Below are 18292 nucleotides of genomic sequence, written 5' to 3'. Positions count from 1 at the left end.
CATGGCGCTTTCCGGGCTCGTTTCCATTCACGATGTGATGCCGGAGACCCGGGACCGGGTCTCCGAGCTACTGGCACGCCTGGCGGACGTGCCGCCGGCGGCGGTCACCCTGCTGGTGGTGCCCGGCCGCGACTGGAGCGGCGACGATCTGGACTGGCTGCGCGACCTGAGTACCCGAGGTTACCCGCTCGCCGGCCACGGCTGGCGGCACCGCTGCGACCCGCCGCGCACCCTCCATCACCGCCTGCACAGCCTGTTCATCTCCCGGGACGTGGCCGAGCACCTGTCCCTGGACGGCGCCGGCATCGCCGCCCTGATCCAGGACTGCCACCGCTGGTTCGTGGAGCACGGCCTCACGCCGTCGCCGCTCTACGTGCCGCCGGCCTGGGCGCTGGGTCGCATCGAACCCCAGGCCCTGGCGGCCCTGCCGTTCCGTTATTTCGAGACCCTGGGGGGCGTGTACGACGCCCGGGAACGCCGCTTCATCCGGCTGCCGCTGGTGGGCTTCGAGGCGGACACCGCCTGGCGGGCCTGGAGCCTGAACCTCTTCAACCGCGCCAACCTGGCCATGGCCCTGATGGCCGGCCGCTCACTGCGGGTTTCGATTCATCCCCAGGATCTGTACTACAAGCTGGGCGGGCAGGTGGAAGCCTGGGTTCGGCGCCTGGACCGGACGTTGGATTACCCGGCCCTGGCTTGAGATGGGGTTCAGCCCCGAATGGCGTTCAGCCGGCTTCCTGAAGGTGCTCGGCGCGGTCCTCGATGAACGCCACGAACGCCCGCGTCTTCGCCGGGATCAGTTCGCGGCCGGCGTACACCACGTAGAAGTCCAGGTCCGGCGCCCGGTAGCGCGGCAGCAGCCGTACCAGCTCGCCGCTTTTCAGCGGCTCCTGGATGTCCCACAGGCTTTCCATGGCGATGCCGCGGCCCTCCAGGGCCCACTGGCGCAGCGTCTCGCTGTTGTCCGCGATCAGCCCGCCCTTGACCCGCACCGACTGGCGCTTGCCGGTGTCGTCCTCCAGCACCCACAGATCCTTGAACGAGCCCGGGCAGTCCAGAACCAGGCAATCGTGCTCCTTCAGATCCTCGGGGTCGTGGGGGGCGGGGTGGTGCTCCAGGTAGGCCGGCGAGGCGCACGGCACGCAGGGATTGCGCAGAATGCGTTTGGCCACCAGGGAGGAATCCTGCGGCCGGCCGATGACGATCGCCACGTCCACCCGCTCCGAGCTGGTGTCCGGCTCCCGGTCACCGAAGGTGAGCTGCACCGACAGGTCCGGGTACTGCGCCGCGAACTCCGACACCAGCGGCGCGATCTGGCGGCGCGCCAGGCCGATGCTGGAAGTAATGCGCAACACGCCCTGGGGATGCAGGCTGGTGCGGCTGACCTTGGTGACCACGGTGTCCAGTTCGTTGAGCAGCCGGTCCACGTGTTCGTAGAGGTCGCGGCCCTCGTCGGTGAGCTTCAGCCCCCGGGAACTGCGCACCAGCAAACGCACCCCCATTTCCTGTTCGATACGGGTGACGTATTTGCTCACCGAGGCAATGGAGAGATCCAGCGTTTTGGACGCTTCGGAGATGGTCCCTGCTTTGACGACCGCCACGAAAATGGCGAAATCCGCAAGCCGTTTCATCGCTCATTCCCTTTTTGTTGTTTACACCTGATTTCGTTTTTTTATGACCACGCCCTGGCGCGGTGCAGCTGGGTGCATGTACGTCCATCCATGAACGTCGTTGAGTATGGCATAGCCGTTTCGCCCCGACCATAGGCCGGAGAAACACCGCTTTTATCCTTTCGGGTACACCCCCGGTCCGCCCGGCGCCGTGCCCGCGCGTTACCGAACGACCACCCCGGACCCCCTGAAAGCGCTTTCCGGCACCCCCGTGTTCCTGTAGGTAACACTTGTAAACTAAGTCAACATCCTGCCTCTCGATGTTTCCTAAATTATAGGACCAAGGGAAGGTTTTCTTAGAAAAAGAAACAAATCAGATCCGTGTGTATATTTTTTTGCGCTTTTCGCGGGCGAAACAGGCTTGGACTTGGTAGGGGATTAGTGTTTACATTTGTTCGTGCGACGGCGACGTGTCATGGTCGACCGCGTGACCGGCGGGAGTGAGGAAAAAATCCCTCTTTTCAATATTTGAAAACCCGCTTTTCACTGGTTTTATGTTTACGGTTTCGTCGCCGACCCACTAGGATTTCGGCAGTCTTTTCGCTGTCTTTCCGGCGCCCGGGTTGGCGCTCCGAAAAACGTGACGAAAAAAAGAAATCAGCCGCGACCTATCGCGGTGAAGTACAACAAAAAAAGAAGGAGGTCGAGAACGCATGTTCTTCGCATCGACGAGCCAGGACGGCCCATCCGTTCCCCCGATACCCGAATACCGCTCCGCTTAAACACCCGGTACGCCGCGGCTCTAGCCGTGGAGACCGTTTATCGCGGCGCTATGATCCTTACTGAAAATGTAAAAGCTGTGCTAATGGTTGAGCTGCGGTCACCCGGCTGCGTTCATCAAGAAGAACAACATCAGGTAGAAAGGTTGTCTAACTATGAAAAAATCGATAATCAAAACAATCCTGTTGCCCGCGGGAATGCTGGCTCTCGGTTCGCCCGCGCTCGCCAACATGGGCAACACGGGTACCACCTACGGTCTGTTTCCGTCGGATATCGCTTCAGCCCAGGCGCTCTCACTGTTCAGCACCAACACGTCCTCCACTTACTACAACCCGGCCAACCTGGTGCTGGATCGTCGTAGCGAAGTGACCGGCGCGATTTTTCACGCCGAGCATGAGCTGAACACCGAAAGCCCGAACCCCGCCTACGACGGCAACATTCTCGATACCCCGTCACAGCAACTGATGCTGGGGCTCAAGGCGGACCTCAGCGGCCTGATGAAATCCCAACACCCGATCTACCTCGGCTTCGTCGCCGGCGTGGACCGTTACGGCAAGGAAATGCTGGCCTTCAGTTCCTCCGCGGAAGGCGACAACGCCCAGTACTTCCAGTACGACCGTCAGCCCCTTTTCCTGGCCGCCAGTATCGGCACCAACGTTTGGCGCGGCATCAAGTTCGGCGCCGGCGTGCAGGTTACCCTGCACAACGACGCGGAGCTGTTCATCACCAACAACCTGGCCGGCACCACCACCTACGAGCGGGTGAGCGTGGAATCCAGCCCGCAGTTCCGGCCCATCGTCGGCCTGACCATGAACGTGGGTGAAACCTTCTGCCACGTGGAGAACTGCTGGCTCGACAAACTGAACACGGCCATCAGCTACCGCGCCTCCGCGGATCAGCAGACCTCCGTGTCCTCCAACGCCATCATCCCGGGCACCGTTACCGCCCCGGGGATTCCGATCGAAGTCAACAACGTCATCGACTCCTTCCAGCCGGCGGTTACCACCGCGGGCTTCAAGTACGACTTCGGCGCCTGGCGGCTCGGCTTCACCGCGGAATATCAGGAATGGTCCCGCCTCGGCAGCAAGTTCCGCGATGACACCATCAAGGATCAGGCCGGCCTGGAATTCGAGGACATCTTCGTGCCGCGCGTGGGCCTGGAAGTGGATCTCAACGATGTCTTCATGCTCACCTCCGGCGTCGCCTGGGAGAAATCCCCCCTCAAAAGCGATTCCTCGCCGGACGTGAACTACATCGACGCCGACCGCCTGGTTCTCGGCGTGGGCGTCAGCGCCAACCTCAAGCACGTACCCATGATCGCGCACCCGGTCACCATGAGCTTCGGTTACCAGTATCAGCAGCTCGACGAGCGTGATTTCGAACTGAGCAGGACCCGCCGGTTGGGTCAACCGAACGAGACCTATGGCTCGGTGAGCACGGACGGCGAAGTCAGCGTCTTCTCCGGCTCGATCACCATGAAGTTCTAACCGGTTAAACGAATACGGTGGGTACCACAATGCGAAATAAAAACTACCAATACGACAATAAGCAGAACAGGGTTAAGAGGTCCGCTTCTATGAGCCGCAATTCGACACCAATCAACCTATTGTCCGCGGGCGTCATGCTCGCGCTGAGCTCCACCGCCGCGGCCGGCATGAGCAACGCGCCGTCCACCTATGGCATGTTCCCCTCGGATGTGGCATCGGCTCAGGCTTTCTCCATGTTCAGCGACAAGGCCAACGCGGTGTTCTACAACCCGGCGGCCCTGGCCCAGGACACCCGTGGCCAGCTCACCGGCGCCATCCTGCACGGCGAACCGGACCTGGGCTACAAGGACGCCACCGGCCCGGGCCCCAACAGCAAGCGCATCAACGACGAGCCGTCCCAGCAGCTGATCCTCGGCCTCAAGGCCGACGCCAGCGACCTGCTGACCACCGGCCACCCGATCTATCTCGCCCTGATGCTGGGCAGCGAGAAGTACGGCCGGGAAATGCTCGCCTTCGAGTCGCAGACCTCCCGGGACGGCCAGTACCTTACCTACGGCCGCAATCCGCTGTTCCTGAACGTGGGCGCCGCCACGCCGATCTGGCGCGGCATCGACTTCGGGGCCTCGATCAACATCACCCTGCAGAACGACGCTGACCTGGACACCCAACTGGAACTCAGCGGTGAAACCCGCTACGAGAACCTGGACGTGTCCGCCGAGACCAGCTACCGGCCCATCGTCGGCGTCAGCATGAACTGGGGTGAGACCTTCTGCCCGGACAACGCCTGCTGGCTGAACAACCTGGACACGGCGCTGGCCTTCCGCGGCTACTCCAAGACCACCACCTCCATCGCCGCCACGCCCAACGTGCCCGGCCTGATCAACGCGCTGCCGATCCGTGTGGTGGACGTGATCGAAGGCTACCAGCCGGATATCTACAGCGTCGGTATCCGCTATGACTTCGGTCGCACCCGCCTTGCCCTCACCGGCGAATATCAGGTGTGGTCCGATCTCTCCGAGGAGTTCGAGGGCGACACCGTCAAGGACCAGGGCAACCTGCAGTTCCAGGACACCTTCGTGCCGCGCGTGGGCCTGGAGTTCGACTTCACCCCCAGCTTCATGTTCACCACCGGCGTGGCCTGGGAAGAATCACCCCTGGAAGACCAGACCTCCCAGGACGTGAACTACCTGGACGCGGACAAACTGGTGATCGGCGCGGGCCTCTCCGCCACCTTCCAGAATCCGCCGCTGCTGGCCTGGCCGCTGACCGTGGACCTGGCCTACCAGTACCAGAAACTCGACGAGCGTCGCTTCGACATCGTCACCACCCAGACCGGCGATCCGGTGCCGGATTCCGTCGTAACCGAAGGGGATGTGAACGTCTTTTCCGGCTCCGTAACACTGAAATTCTAGGACGGAATTTCACCAGCTCCATCACTCGAAATCGTATACAGAGGGCATTATGACAATTCGAATCCTCAACTCCGCCGCGGTGGCGTTATCCACCGCGGTACTCCTTTCCGCGTGTGGAGGGGGCGGAGATTCCGCCGGCGGTCGCGCCGAAGACCCTTCCACGCAATCCCAGGGCCTGGTGTACGCTTATCCCAGCGACAACCAGGGTGAAGTGTCCACCGCCGCGCCGGTCATTCTGCGCTTCTCCGCCAGCGTCAGCGCCGGCGACGCCATGAACGGCATCCGCCTCTATGAAGGTGGCGCCGACGGCCGCGAGATGACCCCGAACGTGGAAGCCGTTCAGGGGGAACCCAACAACGTGATGATCGTCCCAGCGGACGACGACCCGTTCCAACCCAACCAGCAATACACCGTGGTCATCGACGACCTGCGGCTCACCAACGGCGACACCGCCCGGGACCGCACTCTCCAGTTCACCACCCGGGCGCTTCACGAAGGGCCAAAGCAGCTGGTGGTCACGGACATGGATGACTTCAACGTCATCCGTACCTTCCCGAACTTCGATAACCAGACCGTCGCCGACGGCGAACGCCTGGCGGCCATGGACTTCTCCAGCTTCCGCTTCCAGATGTCCCAACCGGTGGATCGTGGCACCGCCGTCTACGGCGAGAGCGTCACGCTCACCTACGGCGTGGACGATGAGCAGGTCCCCGCGACCCTGCTGGTGGACGGCCGCTACCTCACCGTGGACCCGGAACCGGAGCACCTGGATCCGAGCCAGAACTACACCCTCACCCTCACCGGTGACCTGGCCAGCACCTACGGCGCCAACCTCACCGAGCAGCGCTTCCGTTTCCGGCCCCTGGACACCTCGCCGCGCGGCGAGCCCACCGAGTTGGTGCAGCGCCTCACCGTGGGCGGCCGCTCCAAGCTCACCGGCCGCGACGTCAACCAGGTACCGGTGAACGGCACTCTGCTGGGCGAGGACGCGAACGTTACCCAGGCCCGGGCCGAATCCGTGATCGCCGAGCTGGGCGACGCCACCCAGTTCCCCGAGACCCTGCCCATTCGCCTGCCGAAGGGCACCGTTCTCAACGGCGATGAAATCAACCCGATCCTGATCGGCGGTGAAGTGCCGGCCGGTTTCGGCTCCGGCGACGTCACCATGACGCTGCTCTCCGACGCCACCGGCTACCTGATGCAAAACCCGTATTCGGACGGCGGCGAGAGCGGCGCCCGAATGATCAAATTGATGATGGACGTGGGCATCGCCACCGGCGAGGCGCGGGCCAACGGCGCCTTCACCCAGGACCTGCTGCATATCGAGCTGGTGGGCATGGCCAACATCGACACCGACGCCGGCGTGCTCAACGTGGACGCGGTCAGCGTGGTGGAACCGGACATCCTCGGCCAGGAATTCGGCTATGGCCTGCTGAGCTTCCAGCTGCAGTCCTACGAGGACCAGAACAATGCGCCGCGGGCCGCGGAGGACACGACGCCACCAGTTTTGCAGAGCTGGACGCTAGACAATGACTCCGACCTTGTCGGCAATAAATCCGGAATATACCGCACCGGTGATGCGATTGTTCTTAATTTTGACGAAGTACTAGATCATAACGTTGATAATATATCGGCGATTTTGTATGAGAATGGAGTTGAGCAAAGTGGTCTCTCTGTCAGTGTAGATGGCACCGCGATTGTGATTCGTCCGAAAAATGAAATTTCTTACAATTATGAAAACCAAGAGAAATCGTATAGATTGCAGTTGAGCGGCGTATCCGATCTTTTTGGAAATGAATGGACCGGCGTTGTTGATGATGTCTTTGAGTTACCGAACTATGTGCAAAATGCCACTCAAACCTACGATGAAGATGGTCCGGTTAATATAGAAACCAACGCCTTGAAGCATTCGCCGATTCTTCTTTCTTCATATCCTGGTTTTCCGTGTGCTTTGGACGAAAGTTCTCTTGATCTTTCCGCAGGAGTGCAGGGACGTTGTGAGGGGAGCTTTCCCGGCGTTATGACGGGCGGTGCGGACGATTTAATTCCGCAAGACGATCTCCTGCCTTTACAGGCCTTGCCGGCAAATAAGCCGATTGTGGTTCAGTTTTCAAAAATTATTGATCCTGAAAGTGTGCAAACCACTGGAGCAGCGCCTTCTTTTGTTGTATCAGAAGTTGATGAAAACGGTGCCGCTCTTGGCAGGATCCCCGGGAGTGTCAGGGTTACTGGTAAAACCATAATGTTCATCCCTGATAATCCTTGGAAAGAGGGGAGCTACTATAGTTATAAAATCGCATCTAATGGTGACTCTAGTTCTTCCGATGCGGTGTGTGATGGGCAGGGTGCCGTATGCGGATTAGCAGATGGTTTGCCCATTCAGACAGTTGTTTTCGCTGATCTTAATATCGGTCCATATGACAGCGTCTCTAATAATGATAAGCAGATTTATTTTGATGCAACCCCAAAGCCATATGATGCCGGCGGCCCCGATTTTCGCCAATATTTTGTTGGTGGCCCTGATGGGACGAGTGTCGTTCAGATCTTAAAAAACACTCCGTCTTACGACGTTAATGCTAACTTTCGGCATGATAACAATCGCGAGGTGGGGCCTGAGCAGATGTCTCCCTTCCTTCAATATCAGCCGGCATATGCAACCTATTCCTATGCTGAAAATTTCCAGGAGCCTGGGGCTGAGAACCAACCTGAGGACCCCAACGCCGATCCTGCTCTCGATCCTGGAGGCGTTCTTCCTCCCCCGAATAGCGCCAAGGTGCTATCGAGAGAAATGCCGAACCTGACCGAGCCGTCAGCAATCAACGGTGCAAACTTCGGGTGCGGTTACTCTGATGCGCAACTGCTTGATCCCAACAACATTAATGCTGGCGTACTGATCACTGGCGCTCTGGAATGTCCAACCCAGAAATTCACCTTCCTCAATGGCGCGCTGGTTGCGGAAGTGACTAATGATGTTGATCCTGAGATGGGTATTAAAGTATTGATCTGGCCCGGTCAAATCATGAGCTCTTCGGTGCCGATCTTTACCCAATTCTCAGCTTTCCCTTTTGCTGTTGAGGGTGCTAGTGGAGCTCAGATTCTTCGTATGCGTTACGAAGAAGATGAAAAAGGTAATAGGACTCGGCCGATTACTGGATGGATTAGTGATTCGAGCGGCTCCTTGATGCTTAGCGCGGATGTTGATCTTTATATGGATGGCGTTGATCTCGATTCATATTTCCCGATTAATAATCCTTCTCACAATCTATACAGCAAGCAGATATCAATGGAGTTAACTGGCGAAGTAGATTTTCTGGATGATGGGCGCCTGGTTATTGAGCAATATAATCTGAACGATGTAGAGGTCGACGTGAAGCTCTACGGTACTAATGGCTCATACCAGGGCGACGTTCCAATCACTATTCCCGCATACGGAACGAACATTCAATATGTGTCGGAGTCTATAAAATAGTTTTACGTGACTATTTAAAGGCTCGCCTGCGGCGAGCCTTTTTTTTGCATTAGGCATTGTACGAAGCGCCTGTCCCCGCCTGCCGTGGGACCGCCCGGGGCAGCTTGGAGGTGCAAGTCCTCTGCAGGCCCGGGAAGGGTAACCAAATACAGGAGTGAATCCGGATGGTTCTGGCAGACAAACGGCGAAGCCGAGTGCGCCGATGAGGCCGGGGTTACTCGTAGAGCGAGCGTGTCACAGCGCGAGTAATGACCGAAAGTCTTGGTAGAATAGCGGCGCCTCGCAGCTGAAGGTGGTTTGCCGAGAATCGGTACCTCGTAAGCCTATGATCGGTATCGTTGATGGGCACGGTCGTGGGGCTTCACAGCCAGCCCACGTCGAACCGCCGCCGTGGTGCGAAACCGTATGCCCGGTGGTATAAGAGGGCGGGACGGTGACACTCCCTTATGCTTGAGTTTTGGGAAACCTATATTAAGTGTATATTTATTGATTTGGAGATAATAAAAGGCGTTTTGAATGTCTGAATTTAGTTGTATGCGGGTGATGATGATATAAATATCTAAAACCCAATGCGGGCCCAGGGCGAGTTGGCAAGTTTGGCTAAGAGGAAAACTGCTCGCAATACAAGGGAGAAGTGAATTTGGGAAGTGCTGTGGAGCCTAGAAGAATCTAATTGCCATAGTTTCCAAAAGATATGCCATGATGAGGACTATCTGAATGAAATACTATTTGAAATGCGGTGGGTCTATATTAATAATTAACTAACGGTAAAATTAGCAACTTTAGAGAGGGTACTCTATATATATGGTCTCTCCTGATCTTGATATTTCGACGCTGGCTTTGCCTGTGCGCTGGTAAGTTTTAAAAGCCAGGTTGTCCGCTGAGTCTGAGCCGACGGGGTAGCCGTTAACCGAATTTATAACGTCACCTTTTTTGAGGTTAAACTGTTTGTTGGCTCGGTTGTCTTCGCCGATTACCACATAGCCGCTTGCGCTTTCTTTCGATACGCGCCGAAGGCCCGCATTTCTTATTGCTTGTAGTATCCCGCTTGCTTTTTCTTCCGCTTTTTCTGTTTCAGCTAGGTTGGGTTCTTTTCGGCTTTTCTCTATACCTAGCCCTTGAATGTCAGAAAAGTCAGAGAGAGCTACTTTTTCCGAGACTCCTTTATTTATGATTACGGCATAGCCTTGTTCTAGCCGTTCAACTCTAATGCCTGGTTTGATTTCCATACCTTTCCGAATGATTTTCTCCTCTCCCTTATCTAAAGCGAAGATGGCCCATCCGCCTCCAGTTTCATTTGATAGAAGTCCTTTTATTACGATGGGTAGTGAAGTTTCTTTGTATTCTGCCTCTTCCCTGTGGCCAGTATGGCTTTTGGACAATGGCCCAAAAAGCTTCCAGGATTCTATTTGATTCAAAGTAATGGTCTCTTTTGATGCGGCGGAGTTCACTTTTTGAGCTTTCGGTATGGGAGTAGGGGGGAGGGTGTCTGTCGGCGGGCGAGAAAGGTAATAGAGGCTAGATGATCCTATCAAACCAACGAGGAGCAAAGAAACTTTGGATAAATAATTGTTTAACTTATATTTTGTCATGGCACTGCTTTGACTAGAAGCAGGCTCCGCGTTGGTCGGAGCCTGCCGTTGACTAGGTCAACTGTCTTACGGGTTGGCTACAACATCGATGTCGTCACCATCCGGGGTCAGGGTAGCGGTGAATGAACAGCCGCCAACCGCCGCGTTGTCGAAGGTGAAGGTAGAGTCGCCGCTCAGCAGGGTACCGTTACCGTTGTTGTTGAAGACGGTGTCTACAGATACCGGGTTACCGTTGTTGCAGAGGTTTACGGAGACGTTTTGGAACGTCAGAGGTACATCGCCAACAGGGTTGCTGATGGAAGCGAGATCCGCCTCGTCAGCAGTAGCAACCCAGTCCTGGCCACCGTTGCTTGCGAACTGAAGTTCCACCAGGCCGCACAGGAACCCACCGGATACGTCGCCGCTAGACACGGTCACGGTGCCGCTGGTGCCAGAGGCATCAATGTCGACTTGACCATCGAGGGTAAGTGCGCAGGTGATGTCAGTGGGGTTGCCAAAGACGTTGGCGGTGAGCGTAGCGGAGGAATCAGTGAAGCTACGAGTCGCGCTAGTCAGCGGACCGGTGGGCGATTGCGCGCCGTCGTAAATCTCGCCATCAGCGAGCACGTTGCCGCTGGCCACGATTGCGGCCGCACCGATCAGGCTCAAAGCGCCTTTCTTCATGATTTCGATAGACATGAGAGTCTCCTCATTTTTTCCGTTAGTAAGGATTGGTTGTCGCGGCGATTTTTACTTCTTCCATGCTCGCCGTGACGTCGGTTCGTGAGTTGTTTTTATTTCCCCCGAACCGACAACTTCAAAGTTAGTAGAGAAGACCGTGAATAAAAATAGCAAAAGACGAAAAGTGCCTTTCATTCCGGTTTTCATTCCCGCGGAAAATTGAAAATTAAGGGATATCAAACACTTGCGAATCCACATCCCGGTACATTTGTAAACTTTCCCCAGTGGGAAGGTGGTCTCGGGCTGCTTTTTTGTGGCCTTTAATTGGTAAATTTGCTATTTTTATTCCATTTGGTTATTAAAAGTTCCGCTAAATAGAAAACTATTCCGTTTTCAAAATTTTAATGTGACTGTCATCGAGCGGCTGGTCACCGGTGTGTTACCAGAGGTAACGTTCTGGGTTCGTTCAGGTGGTTGGGCGGTGGTTGGATCGTTCTCTGATTCGGTCCGGTTTCTGGGAAAGCCAATATATTTCAATGAGTTATAGGGAGAAGGCGTTGTGTCGAGGGCGGCGGCTGGTCGATATGGAGCTTCAAGGGTGGCAGGTACGTGCGTTCACAGCGTGTGGGAAATATCACTGTAGGAGCGGCTTCAGCCGCGATAACCAACGCCGATGATCGCGGCTGAAGCCGCTCCTACGGTGCGTGGCCGGAATAAAAAGGGCCCACGCTGGGTGGGTCCGGGTTAAAAAGAGGGTGGGTCAGGCTTTCGGCGGGATCGGTTCGAAGCCGTCGAAGCCATCGTCGTCGTTTTTGCGCGGCCGGCCTGGGCCGCGTTTGCGCGCCACCACGTTGAACTTCTTGTACACCTCCTGGACGAACCGGGGCGAGCCGGTGAGCAGGTTGCGGTGGATGGCGTCGTGGATGGTTTCCAGGTCGCCCGGGTCCAGGGCTTCCTTCATATAGGTGCGGTAGGCGAGGGCGCGTTCCTCGATGGAGTCGCCCAGCCGCGCGTATTCCTCCGGGTCGTCGAGCCAGTAGCGATCGCTCTTGCCCAGGCGCATGCGGTAGCTGCTGTGCCGGTACTGGAAGGCGGAGGTGGCGAGCCCCTCCATGGCCGGCAGCCGCTCGATGTAGCACATGGTGGCCAGCAGCCATTGCCCGGGCTCCACCGGGCTGGCGCGGAAGCCTTCTTCCCAGGGCGAGCCGCGCTGCCTCAGGTAGCGCTGGCGCAGCGTGGCGCGGCAGGACAGGGCCTTCATGAAGGCGGAGATGTGCTTGATTTTCTGTGTTGGCCGGATCAGCAGGTGAATCCGGTCGGGGAGGATGGACCAGGCCATGAGATCCAGCTTGTAGCGTTGTTTGAGCTGGCGGATTTGGCCGTAACAGTGCCGGTAGTCGGCTTCGTTCTGAAAGACGCGCTCGCCTTTACGGCTTTTGCGCATCAGATGGTGCGGATGCTCTTCGAGCAGCAAGCGCTCCGTGCCAGGCATGATGATTCTCCTTCATCACGGTGTCTGTTCCTTGAGGTCACGAAAGCGAGAGTTCGCCAACTGCGCGTGATGGCCTCTGTTTGATCGGCGTGGTGTGTGCTCGCGGGCTACAAGGAGGCCACGCGAGACCAGGGTGGATGGCGTCTTGCGAAAGGTGGGCCGCCCGATCCCGGATCGATGGCGGAGTGATAACCGCTCGGCGTGGAGCCGGCGGCGCGGGTATACGTACTGCGGATGGCCATGAGACCTCCTGGACGTTCCTGGATGGTGGAACCGGGGGTAAAAAAGGGAGGCGGGGTGCTGTCCGTGCGACCCCGCCACGGGGCTTTACCAAGCCACGGTTACCGGGAACGTTTCTTTTTTCGAGTGACATGAGATTTCCATATTCGTTTTGTATACGCCGGCCGGGTTTTTCTTCCGTGCCCTTGGGCGTGTGCCGCTTTTCTTGACGACGCATAAAACCCTAATCGAAATGGCGGGGTCCGGGAATGGCATTTTTTGAAAACCGGGTTTGCGTTAAAGGAAAAGAAGGAGAGCGGAAAGAGAGAATATCCAGTGAATTCAATAAGTTATACGTCCCCTTTATTAAGAAATCCGATGACAGGCGGTATGGAAAATCTGATAAGCGGCATGTGCGTGAAGAAAGGTCGACAAAATTACCCGCGATGTATAATTTCAGGCGGACCGAAGCGTCTGCTAGCCTTTGAAGCCCCGCCCCGTGCGGATAAACATTCCAGAGGCGTCCAAAAAATGACCATGCCCGGCGAACGCATTGCCCCACTAAAAGCCCTGACCCTGCTGGCTGGCGCGCTGTTTATTACCCCGGATGTCACCCACGGGGCACCGCAAGAAACATTGTGCGTGGCCGACCTGGACCAACCGGTGCGCGTGGAGGTGGCGGCCACGCCGGAGTCCCGGCAGCGGGGGCTGATGCAGCGCGAATCCCTGGCGCCGTACACGGGCATGCTGTTCCGCTTCGATCCTCCGGTGTCCGGGGCCCAGGGCTTCTACATGTACCGCACCCTGATTCCCCTGGACATCGCTTTCCTGGACGCGGACGGCCGCATTCTGGCACTGCGCACCATGACCCCCTGCGAGAGCCGCGATCCCCGCCGTTGCCGGGTTTACCGCCCCGGCATCGACTACGCCGCGGCCCTGGAGGTCAACGCCGGGTTCTTCCGTCGCCACCAGGTGGCCACGGGCGACCGCATCCGCCCGGCACAAGAAGGCCGCTGCACGCCGAAGTAACAAGACACCGCCATCGAAGGAGAAGAGCACATGCAATACGTAACCAGTTTTGAGCGCCTCGCCAAGGAAGAAGGCGTTGAACAGGGCAAGCAACAAGGCATGCAGCAGGGCCAGACCAAACTGCTCATCCTCTTGCTCACCCACCGGTTCGGCCCCTTGCCGGATGAAGTGCGCCAAAGGGTGGGGCAGGGTACCCCCGAGGAGATCGATCTCTGGGCCAGCCGCATTCTCGACGCCGAGTCGCTGGGGCAGGTGTTCGGCGACTGAGGCACCCCGGTCGGCGGCTCTGTTTCTATCGGTAACAGATGTAGACAAAACCGCTTGTTTTTTATTCCGTCACCTTTTCCCTGTTTGTGCATACGCCAACGCCGATTTTTGCCAAATACACAAAAAACGCTCTTGGTCCGCCCGTAAGTCATTATTAATAAACAAGAATTTATTATATCTGTCCCCTTTTAAGGGTTGTCCCTGAAAACCCTCTTTAACGTCTCCCCTGCCTATACACCCCGGCCAGCGGCTGGCTATTCTCAGTGCTGTAAACGTGAACGAGTTTCCACTATAGACGGAGTCCGCCCTTAGGGGTTTTGTGCCCATAAAAAATGGAAATCAGGAATTCGCGCGCCACTCGCCGGAGCCTTCTTAAAATAATGGAAGGGTGGCGATCGGTGCGCGGCGGCTATTTAAAATAAATACGCCGATATAAAAAAGACGTTGATAACAATGAGGTTAAATATGAAACGTCGAGGAGCGACCATGATAAGAAAGATAGCGCCAGTCGCGCTGGCCTTGCCCGCGGCCGTGATGCTGGCCGCCTGCGGGGGGGATTCAAGCAGCCCGTCCGGCAGTGCCGGCGAGGCCTCCGGCACTTCGCTGATCTATTCCTTCCCCTTGCAAGACCAGCAGGAAGTGCCCACCCCCACGCCGGTGGTGCTGCGCTTCTCGGAAAGCGTCGAAGGGCAGGGGATCGAGAACAGCGTGGTCCTGCGCCTCGACGGCCAGGCAATCGACACTGAAAGCCACTTCGCCGACGGCGGGCGATCACTGATCCTCACGCCGACCCAGAAGCTCCAGTACCACTCCGAGTACATGGTCGACTTCCCGGATGACACCGGCATTGAGGGCGCCCAGGACATCCGCTTCAGCACCCGCGCGGCCGAGGAGGGCATCAAGGCCAACACCATCACCGCCGACACCCTGGACGTCACCCGCGCCATGCCCAGCGGCGGCGAGCAGGATCCGATGATGGACTTCTCCACCATTCGCCTGCAGTTCACCCAGCCCCTGGACCCGCAAAGCCTGGTCTACGGCCAGGGCGGCGACAGCACCGTGCGCCTGCTGGACCGCAACGACGACCTGGTGCCGGCCTGGGTGGTGGTGGACGGCCCCTACCTCACCGTCGACCCCAAGGAAGACCTCACCCCGGGGCAGTCCTACCGCCTGGCGTTCGAGGACGGCGCCGTCCAGAGCATCTACGGCGAAAGCTTCGCCTTCCCGAACAGCAACCGCTTCCGCTTCAACCCGTCCAGCTCCCTGGCCGAAGGCAAGGGCCCGGACGAGCGGCCGCTGCCGCTGGTGCAGCGTATTACCACGCCGGAAGAGCTGCAAAACGACGATGATCCTGACAATAATGAAGGTGTGTCGCCACTCACCGGCGAGCCGATCAACGAGATCCCGGTGAACGCCGTGCTGCTCGGCGATGCCGAGACCACCAACATGGCCGCCACCCAGCAGGAAGGCGACGTACTGGGCGACCTGGCGTTCCTGCCGGATTGGCCCACGGTCTCCCCGCTGCGCATTCGCCGCGGCACGCTCCTCACCGGCAGCAGCATCGACGTGAAAATCGGCGGTGAAGTGGAAGCCGGCTTCGACAGCGGCGAAGTGCGTGTGCATTTCCTCTCCGACGCCAACGGCTACCTGATCCCCAACGTCTATGATCCGGACGGCCCGCGCATGGTGCGCCTGTTCATGGATGTGGCCATGACCACCGAGGACGCCATCGCCAACGGCGGTGTTACCCAGAACATCACTCACCTGGAACTGGTGGGCACGGTGAGCACCGACACCGACGCCGGCGTCATCGACATCAACGCCGTGGGCGTGGTGGAACCGATGATCCTCGGCCTGGAACGCGGCTACGGCACCCTGAGCTTCCAGCTGCAGACCTACCGGGACCAGACCGAGCAACTGGTGGCGGACGTTCGCCAGCAACAGACGGACACCACGCCGCCGATGATGCAGAGCTGGAGCATGGGCAACGACAGCATCACCGGCGACGAGAAGGCGGTGCTGGCCAAGCCCGGCGACCCCATCATCATGAACTTCGACGAGCCCCTGGAGCCGGGCAGCGTGGAAGGCAAGGTGCACGTCTTCGATGCCGCCGATCAGGAAATGGACATCAACTACTACGTCGATGGCAGCGCCCTGGTGATCCAACTGCAGGAAACCAGCGAGGAAACCGCCGCGGGCACCAAGGTAAGCCAGCCCGGCTTCCAACTGAGCCCGGCGGAGAACCCGAACGTCTACCGCGTGGAAGTGGATGGCGCCACCGACCTCGCCGGCAACCTGGCCACCGGCATGCCGATGATCGAGCAGTTCGAGCTGGCGACCATCGTGCCGGATTATGATCTGACCAGCCCTGAGGTGTCTCCAACTTATCCGTCCTCGCCTTTCTGGAATGAGATTCGCACGACGAGACAAGCGCCGGTGATTCTGGCTGCTTATCCCGGTTTTCCCTGCGCCTTGCTGGAGGACTTTATCGAGGCAGGTGGTTTTACTGGGCTGTCTGAGTCTGGCTCGGGGGGTAACGACATCGGGCAGACCTCCTACAGAGACCTTGCCAACGGCGTCGCGGGTATGTGCGCTGGTGGTGCGCAAGCCATCACTGATGGCACCGAGAGAGAGAATCGTCCCGCGGATGACGCGATCCCCGTGATGGATATGCCCGCTAACCGCCCAATCATCATTGCTTTCGGCATGAAGGTCGACCCCGATACTGTAGTGCTGGGTCAAACCTTCAAAGTGGAGAGGATCAACGAGAGCGAACAAGTGCTGGAAGAAGTGGCCGGTACGGTGGAAATGTCCGATATGACATTAAAGTTCTGGCCGGCGGAGCCGTGGCAAGAAGACGAACTGTACCAGTACACACTGAAGTCATCCGGCTGGGCAATCTGTTCAGAGGGAAACGGCAGCATGAAGCGTATCGTCGCGAACGATGCCACGGAAATTGAGCCATGCAGCACTGGCGCGAATTCGCAGATAACGGCGGACAACAGAGACTTCCAATGCGGCGTGGACGCAGTATGCGATAGTGAAGGCTTGCCCGTGCGCACCCTGCCCGTGGGAGTGGCCTTTGCAAGAAAAACGAATCCGGATGGTACATTCCACAAATACACTGAGAATCCCACCGCGTCTATAACGGCGGGTGGCCCGAATATGACGCAATTTTTCCGGGGCGATGCGCCAAGCGCACATGTCTTGCAAGTACTGCGAACACAGCCTATAGCAGATACCAACCGGAACTTCGTCAGTGACCGCACTAATATCGGTGCTGCAGCTGATAGTATAAACGACGTGATCGACTTCTGGACTGTAACGGGCGAGCCGGATCCCGTAAGAGCTGCAGGAACAGGGGAGTTTGATTTCGATATTGAGGAGTACGGTCCCGAAGGTCCGCTTGTGGCGGGAGATCTCGGGTTCGGTTTATATCCCGATTATGATCCGAACGGATTCAAGCCTGCGAAGAACAGTGCAAAAATTCTTTCACGCTTCGATTCCCGAGGGCCCGCGGAAAGCTTAAGCGGAGCAAACGTTGGATGCAGTTATGATTCTGATTTCAAGATGGATCCAGTCACTATATTTCCGGTCACCAGTGAAGTTCGGGAACCCCTTGAGTGCCCCGAAAACAAGTTCAGCTATTTGATGTCCGCTGCAATCGCGGAGGTGACCGATGAGGTTGATGAGAATGGCCGTGTAAAAATCAAGTTGTGGCCCTCGCTTGTTATGGGGACAGCGCTTGACCTCTATATCAACACCAATGCTCTTGGTGCTTTGTATTACGCTGCGGGTACCCTGACAGGTCCGCAGATCCTGCGAATGCGTTTCTCTGGAAATAATAGAGATGAGCCGATTGTCGGCTGGATTTCGGAACGAGATCAGGGTGCGGTATTGAGCATGGATATGGAACTTTATCTTGATGCGCCGAACTCTTTGCAGTGGGACCCGCTCAGTAACCCGGGGGACCTTAAGTCTTACCAATTAAATATGAACCTGGAGGGCGAGGTAAGCTTTCTCGATGACGGGCGCATGCAGGTTGAACAGCGTAATACCAACTTGATCAATATTGATATCGGTCTATCTTCTGGTGGAGAAGAAGCAGGATACCTTGATCTCTTTATTCCTGAATATGGATCCCGTATTAATATGATTTCGGAGCCTATAAAATAGGAATAATAGTAGAAAGCAAGGCCCTACTTGTAAGGGGCTCCGTAAGGAGCCCCTTTTTTATTATCCTGGCCCGTTCTGAATAGAGTCGACACGTTCCAG

The 18292-nt window shown here is 57.5% G+C and carries 11 protein-coding genes; 7 read left to right on the top strand and 4 right to left on the bottom strand.

Annotation, left to right across the window (positions count from 1 at the left end):
* Nucleotide 1 precedes the first annotated feature (1 nt).
* Nucleotides 2-700: a polysaccharide deacetylase family protein gene (locus HMJ39_RS12740; RefSeq protein ID WP_228462337.1), complete on the top strand. Its 699-nt coding sequence runs from the start codon at nucleotides 2-4 to the stop codon at nucleotides 698-700.
* A gap of 25 nt (nucleotides 701-725) precedes the next feature.
* Here HMJ39_RS12740 and HMJ39_RS12735 read toward each other — a convergent pair whose 3' ends face one another.
* Complete coding sequence (locus HMJ39_RS12735) at nucleotides 726-1631, bottom strand: LysR family transcriptional regulator (protein WP_194297612.1); 906 nt, start codon at nucleotides 1629-1631, stop codon at nucleotides 726-728.
* A 989-nt stretch (nucleotides 1632-2620) separates the two neighbouring features.
* On the opposite strand from HMJ39_RS12735, the gene HMJ39_RS12730 reads away from it, so the two are divergent.
* The 3 genes from HMJ39_RS12730 to HMJ39_RS12720 all read left to right on the top strand — a co-directional run bounded on the left by HMJ39_RS12730 (nucleotide 2621) and on the right by HMJ39_RS12720 (nucleotide 8758).
* The gene (locus tag HMJ39_RS12730; RefSeq protein WP_228462336.1) at nucleotides 2621-3877 is read left to right on the top strand and encodes an OmpP1/FadL family transporter; all 1257 of its coding nucleotides are present in this window, start codon (nucleotides 2621-2623) and stop codon (nucleotides 3875-3877) included.
* 134 nt (nucleotides 3878-4011) lie between these two features.
* Nucleotides 4012-5289 (top strand): OmpP1/FadL family transporter, encoded by a 1278-nt coding sequence (locus tag HMJ39_RS12725; RefSeq protein ID WP_228462335.1) that lies wholly within the window; start codon nucleotides 4012-4014, stop codon nucleotides 5287-5289.
* A 49-nt stretch (nucleotides 5290-5338) separates the two neighbouring features.
* Nucleotides 5339-8758, top strand: a complete 3420-nt coding sequence (locus HMJ39_RS12720) for an Ig-like domain-containing protein (RefSeq protein WP_194297609.1) — start codon at nucleotides 5339-5341, stop codon at nucleotides 8756-8758.
* A gap of 782 nt (nucleotides 8759-9540) precedes the next feature.
* On the opposite strand, the gene HMJ39_RS12715 is transcribed toward HMJ39_RS12720, so the two are convergent.
* The 3 genes from HMJ39_RS12715 to HMJ39_RS12705 form a co-directional block, all read right to left on the bottom strand.
* The gene (locus HMJ39_RS12715; RefSeq protein WP_194297608.1) at nucleotides 9541-10350 is read right to left on the bottom strand and encodes a type II secretion system protein N; all 810 of its coding nucleotides are present in this window, start codon (nucleotides 10348-10350) and stop codon (nucleotides 9541-9543) included.
* Between the two features lie 66 nt (nucleotides 10351-10416).
* Nucleotides 10417-11028, bottom strand: coding sequence for a hypothetical protein (locus HMJ39_RS12710; RefSeq protein ID WP_194297607.1), 612 nt, complete (start codon nucleotides 11026-11028; stop codon nucleotides 10417-10419).
* Nucleotides 11029-11770: 742 nt separating this feature from the next.
* Nucleotides 11771-12502: a transposase gene (locus HMJ39_RS12705; RefSeq protein WP_194297606.1), complete on the bottom strand. Its 732-nt coding sequence runs from the start codon at nucleotides 12500-12502 to the stop codon at nucleotides 11771-11773.
* Between the two features lie 750 nt (nucleotides 12503-13252).
* Here HMJ39_RS12705 and HMJ39_RS12700 point away from each other — a divergent pair.
* From HMJ39_RS12700 to HMJ39_RS12690, 3 genes are all read left to right on the top strand, one after another.
* Nucleotides 13253-13750, top strand: a complete 498-nt coding sequence (locus tag HMJ39_RS12700; protein ID WP_194297605.1) for a DUF192 domain-containing protein — start codon at nucleotides 13253-13255, stop codon at nucleotides 13748-13750.
* Between the two features lie 30 nt (nucleotides 13751-13780).
* Nucleotides 13781-14017, top strand: coding sequence for a DUF4351 domain-containing protein (locus HMJ39_RS12695; protein ID WP_194297604.1), 237 nt, complete (start codon nucleotides 13781-13783; stop codon nucleotides 14015-14017).
* Nucleotides 14018-14503: 486 nt separating this feature from the next.
* Complete coding sequence (locus HMJ39_RS12690) at nucleotides 14504-18193, top strand: Ig-like domain-containing protein (protein WP_194297603.1); 3690 nt, start codon at nucleotides 14504-14506, stop codon at nucleotides 18191-18193.
* Nucleotides 18194-18292 lie beyond the last annotated feature (99 nt).

It is taken from the genome of Alloalcanivorax profundimaris, assembly GCF_015265435.1.
GTDB lineage: Bacteria > Pseudomonadota > Gammaproteobacteria > Pseudomonadales > Alcanivoracaceae > Alloalcanivorax > Alloalcanivorax profundimaris.
The sequence above is the reverse complement of the archived record's forward strand: the minus strand, read 5'-3'. Positions and strand labels throughout refer to the sequence as shown.

Excerpts from the sequence above, each read along its gene's own strand:
- HMJ39_RS12740 (WP_228462337.1), top strand. The coding sequence starts at position 2 with ATGGCGCTTTCCGGGCTCGTTTCCATTCACGATGTGATGCCGGAGACC.
- HMJ39_RS12735 (WP_194297612.1), bottom strand. The coding sequence starts at position 1,631 with ATGAAACGGCTTGCGGATTTCGCCATTTTCGTGGCGGTCGTCAAAGCA.
- HMJ39_RS12730 (WP_228462336.1), top strand. The coding sequence starts at position 2,621 with ATGGGCAACACGGGTACCACCTACGGTCTGTTTCCGTCGGATATCGCT.
- HMJ39_RS12725 (WP_228462335.1), top strand. The coding sequence starts at position 4,012 with ATGCTCGCGCTGAGCTCCACCGCCGCGGCCGGCATGAGCAACGCGCCG.
- HMJ39_RS12720 (WP_194297609.1), top strand. The coding sequence starts at position 5,339 with ATGACAATTCGAATCCTCAACTCCGCCGCGGTGGCGTTATCCACCGCG.
- HMJ39_RS12715 (WP_194297608.1), bottom strand. The coding sequence starts at position 10,350 with ATGACAAAATATAAGTTAAACAATTATTTATCCAAAGTTTCTTTGCTC.
- HMJ39_RS12710 (WP_194297607.1), bottom strand. The coding sequence starts at position 11,028 with ATGTCTATCGAAATCATGAAGAAAGGCGCTTTGAGCCTGATCGGTGCG.
- HMJ39_RS12705 (WP_194297606.1), bottom strand. The coding sequence starts at position 12,502 with ATGCCTGGCACGGAGCGCTTGCTGCTCGAAGAGCATCCGCACCATCTG.
- HMJ39_RS12700 (WP_194297605.1), top strand. The coding sequence starts at position 13,253 with ATGACCATGCCCGGCGAACGCATTGCCCCACTAAAAGCCCTGACCCTG.
- HMJ39_RS12695 (WP_194297604.1), top strand. The coding sequence starts at position 13,781 with ATGCAATACGTAACCAGTTTTGAGCGCCTCGCCAAGGAAGAAGGCGTT.
- HMJ39_RS12690 (WP_194297603.1), top strand. The coding sequence starts at position 14,504 with ATGATAAGAAAGATAGCGCCAGTCGCGCTGGCCTTGCCCGCGGCCGTG.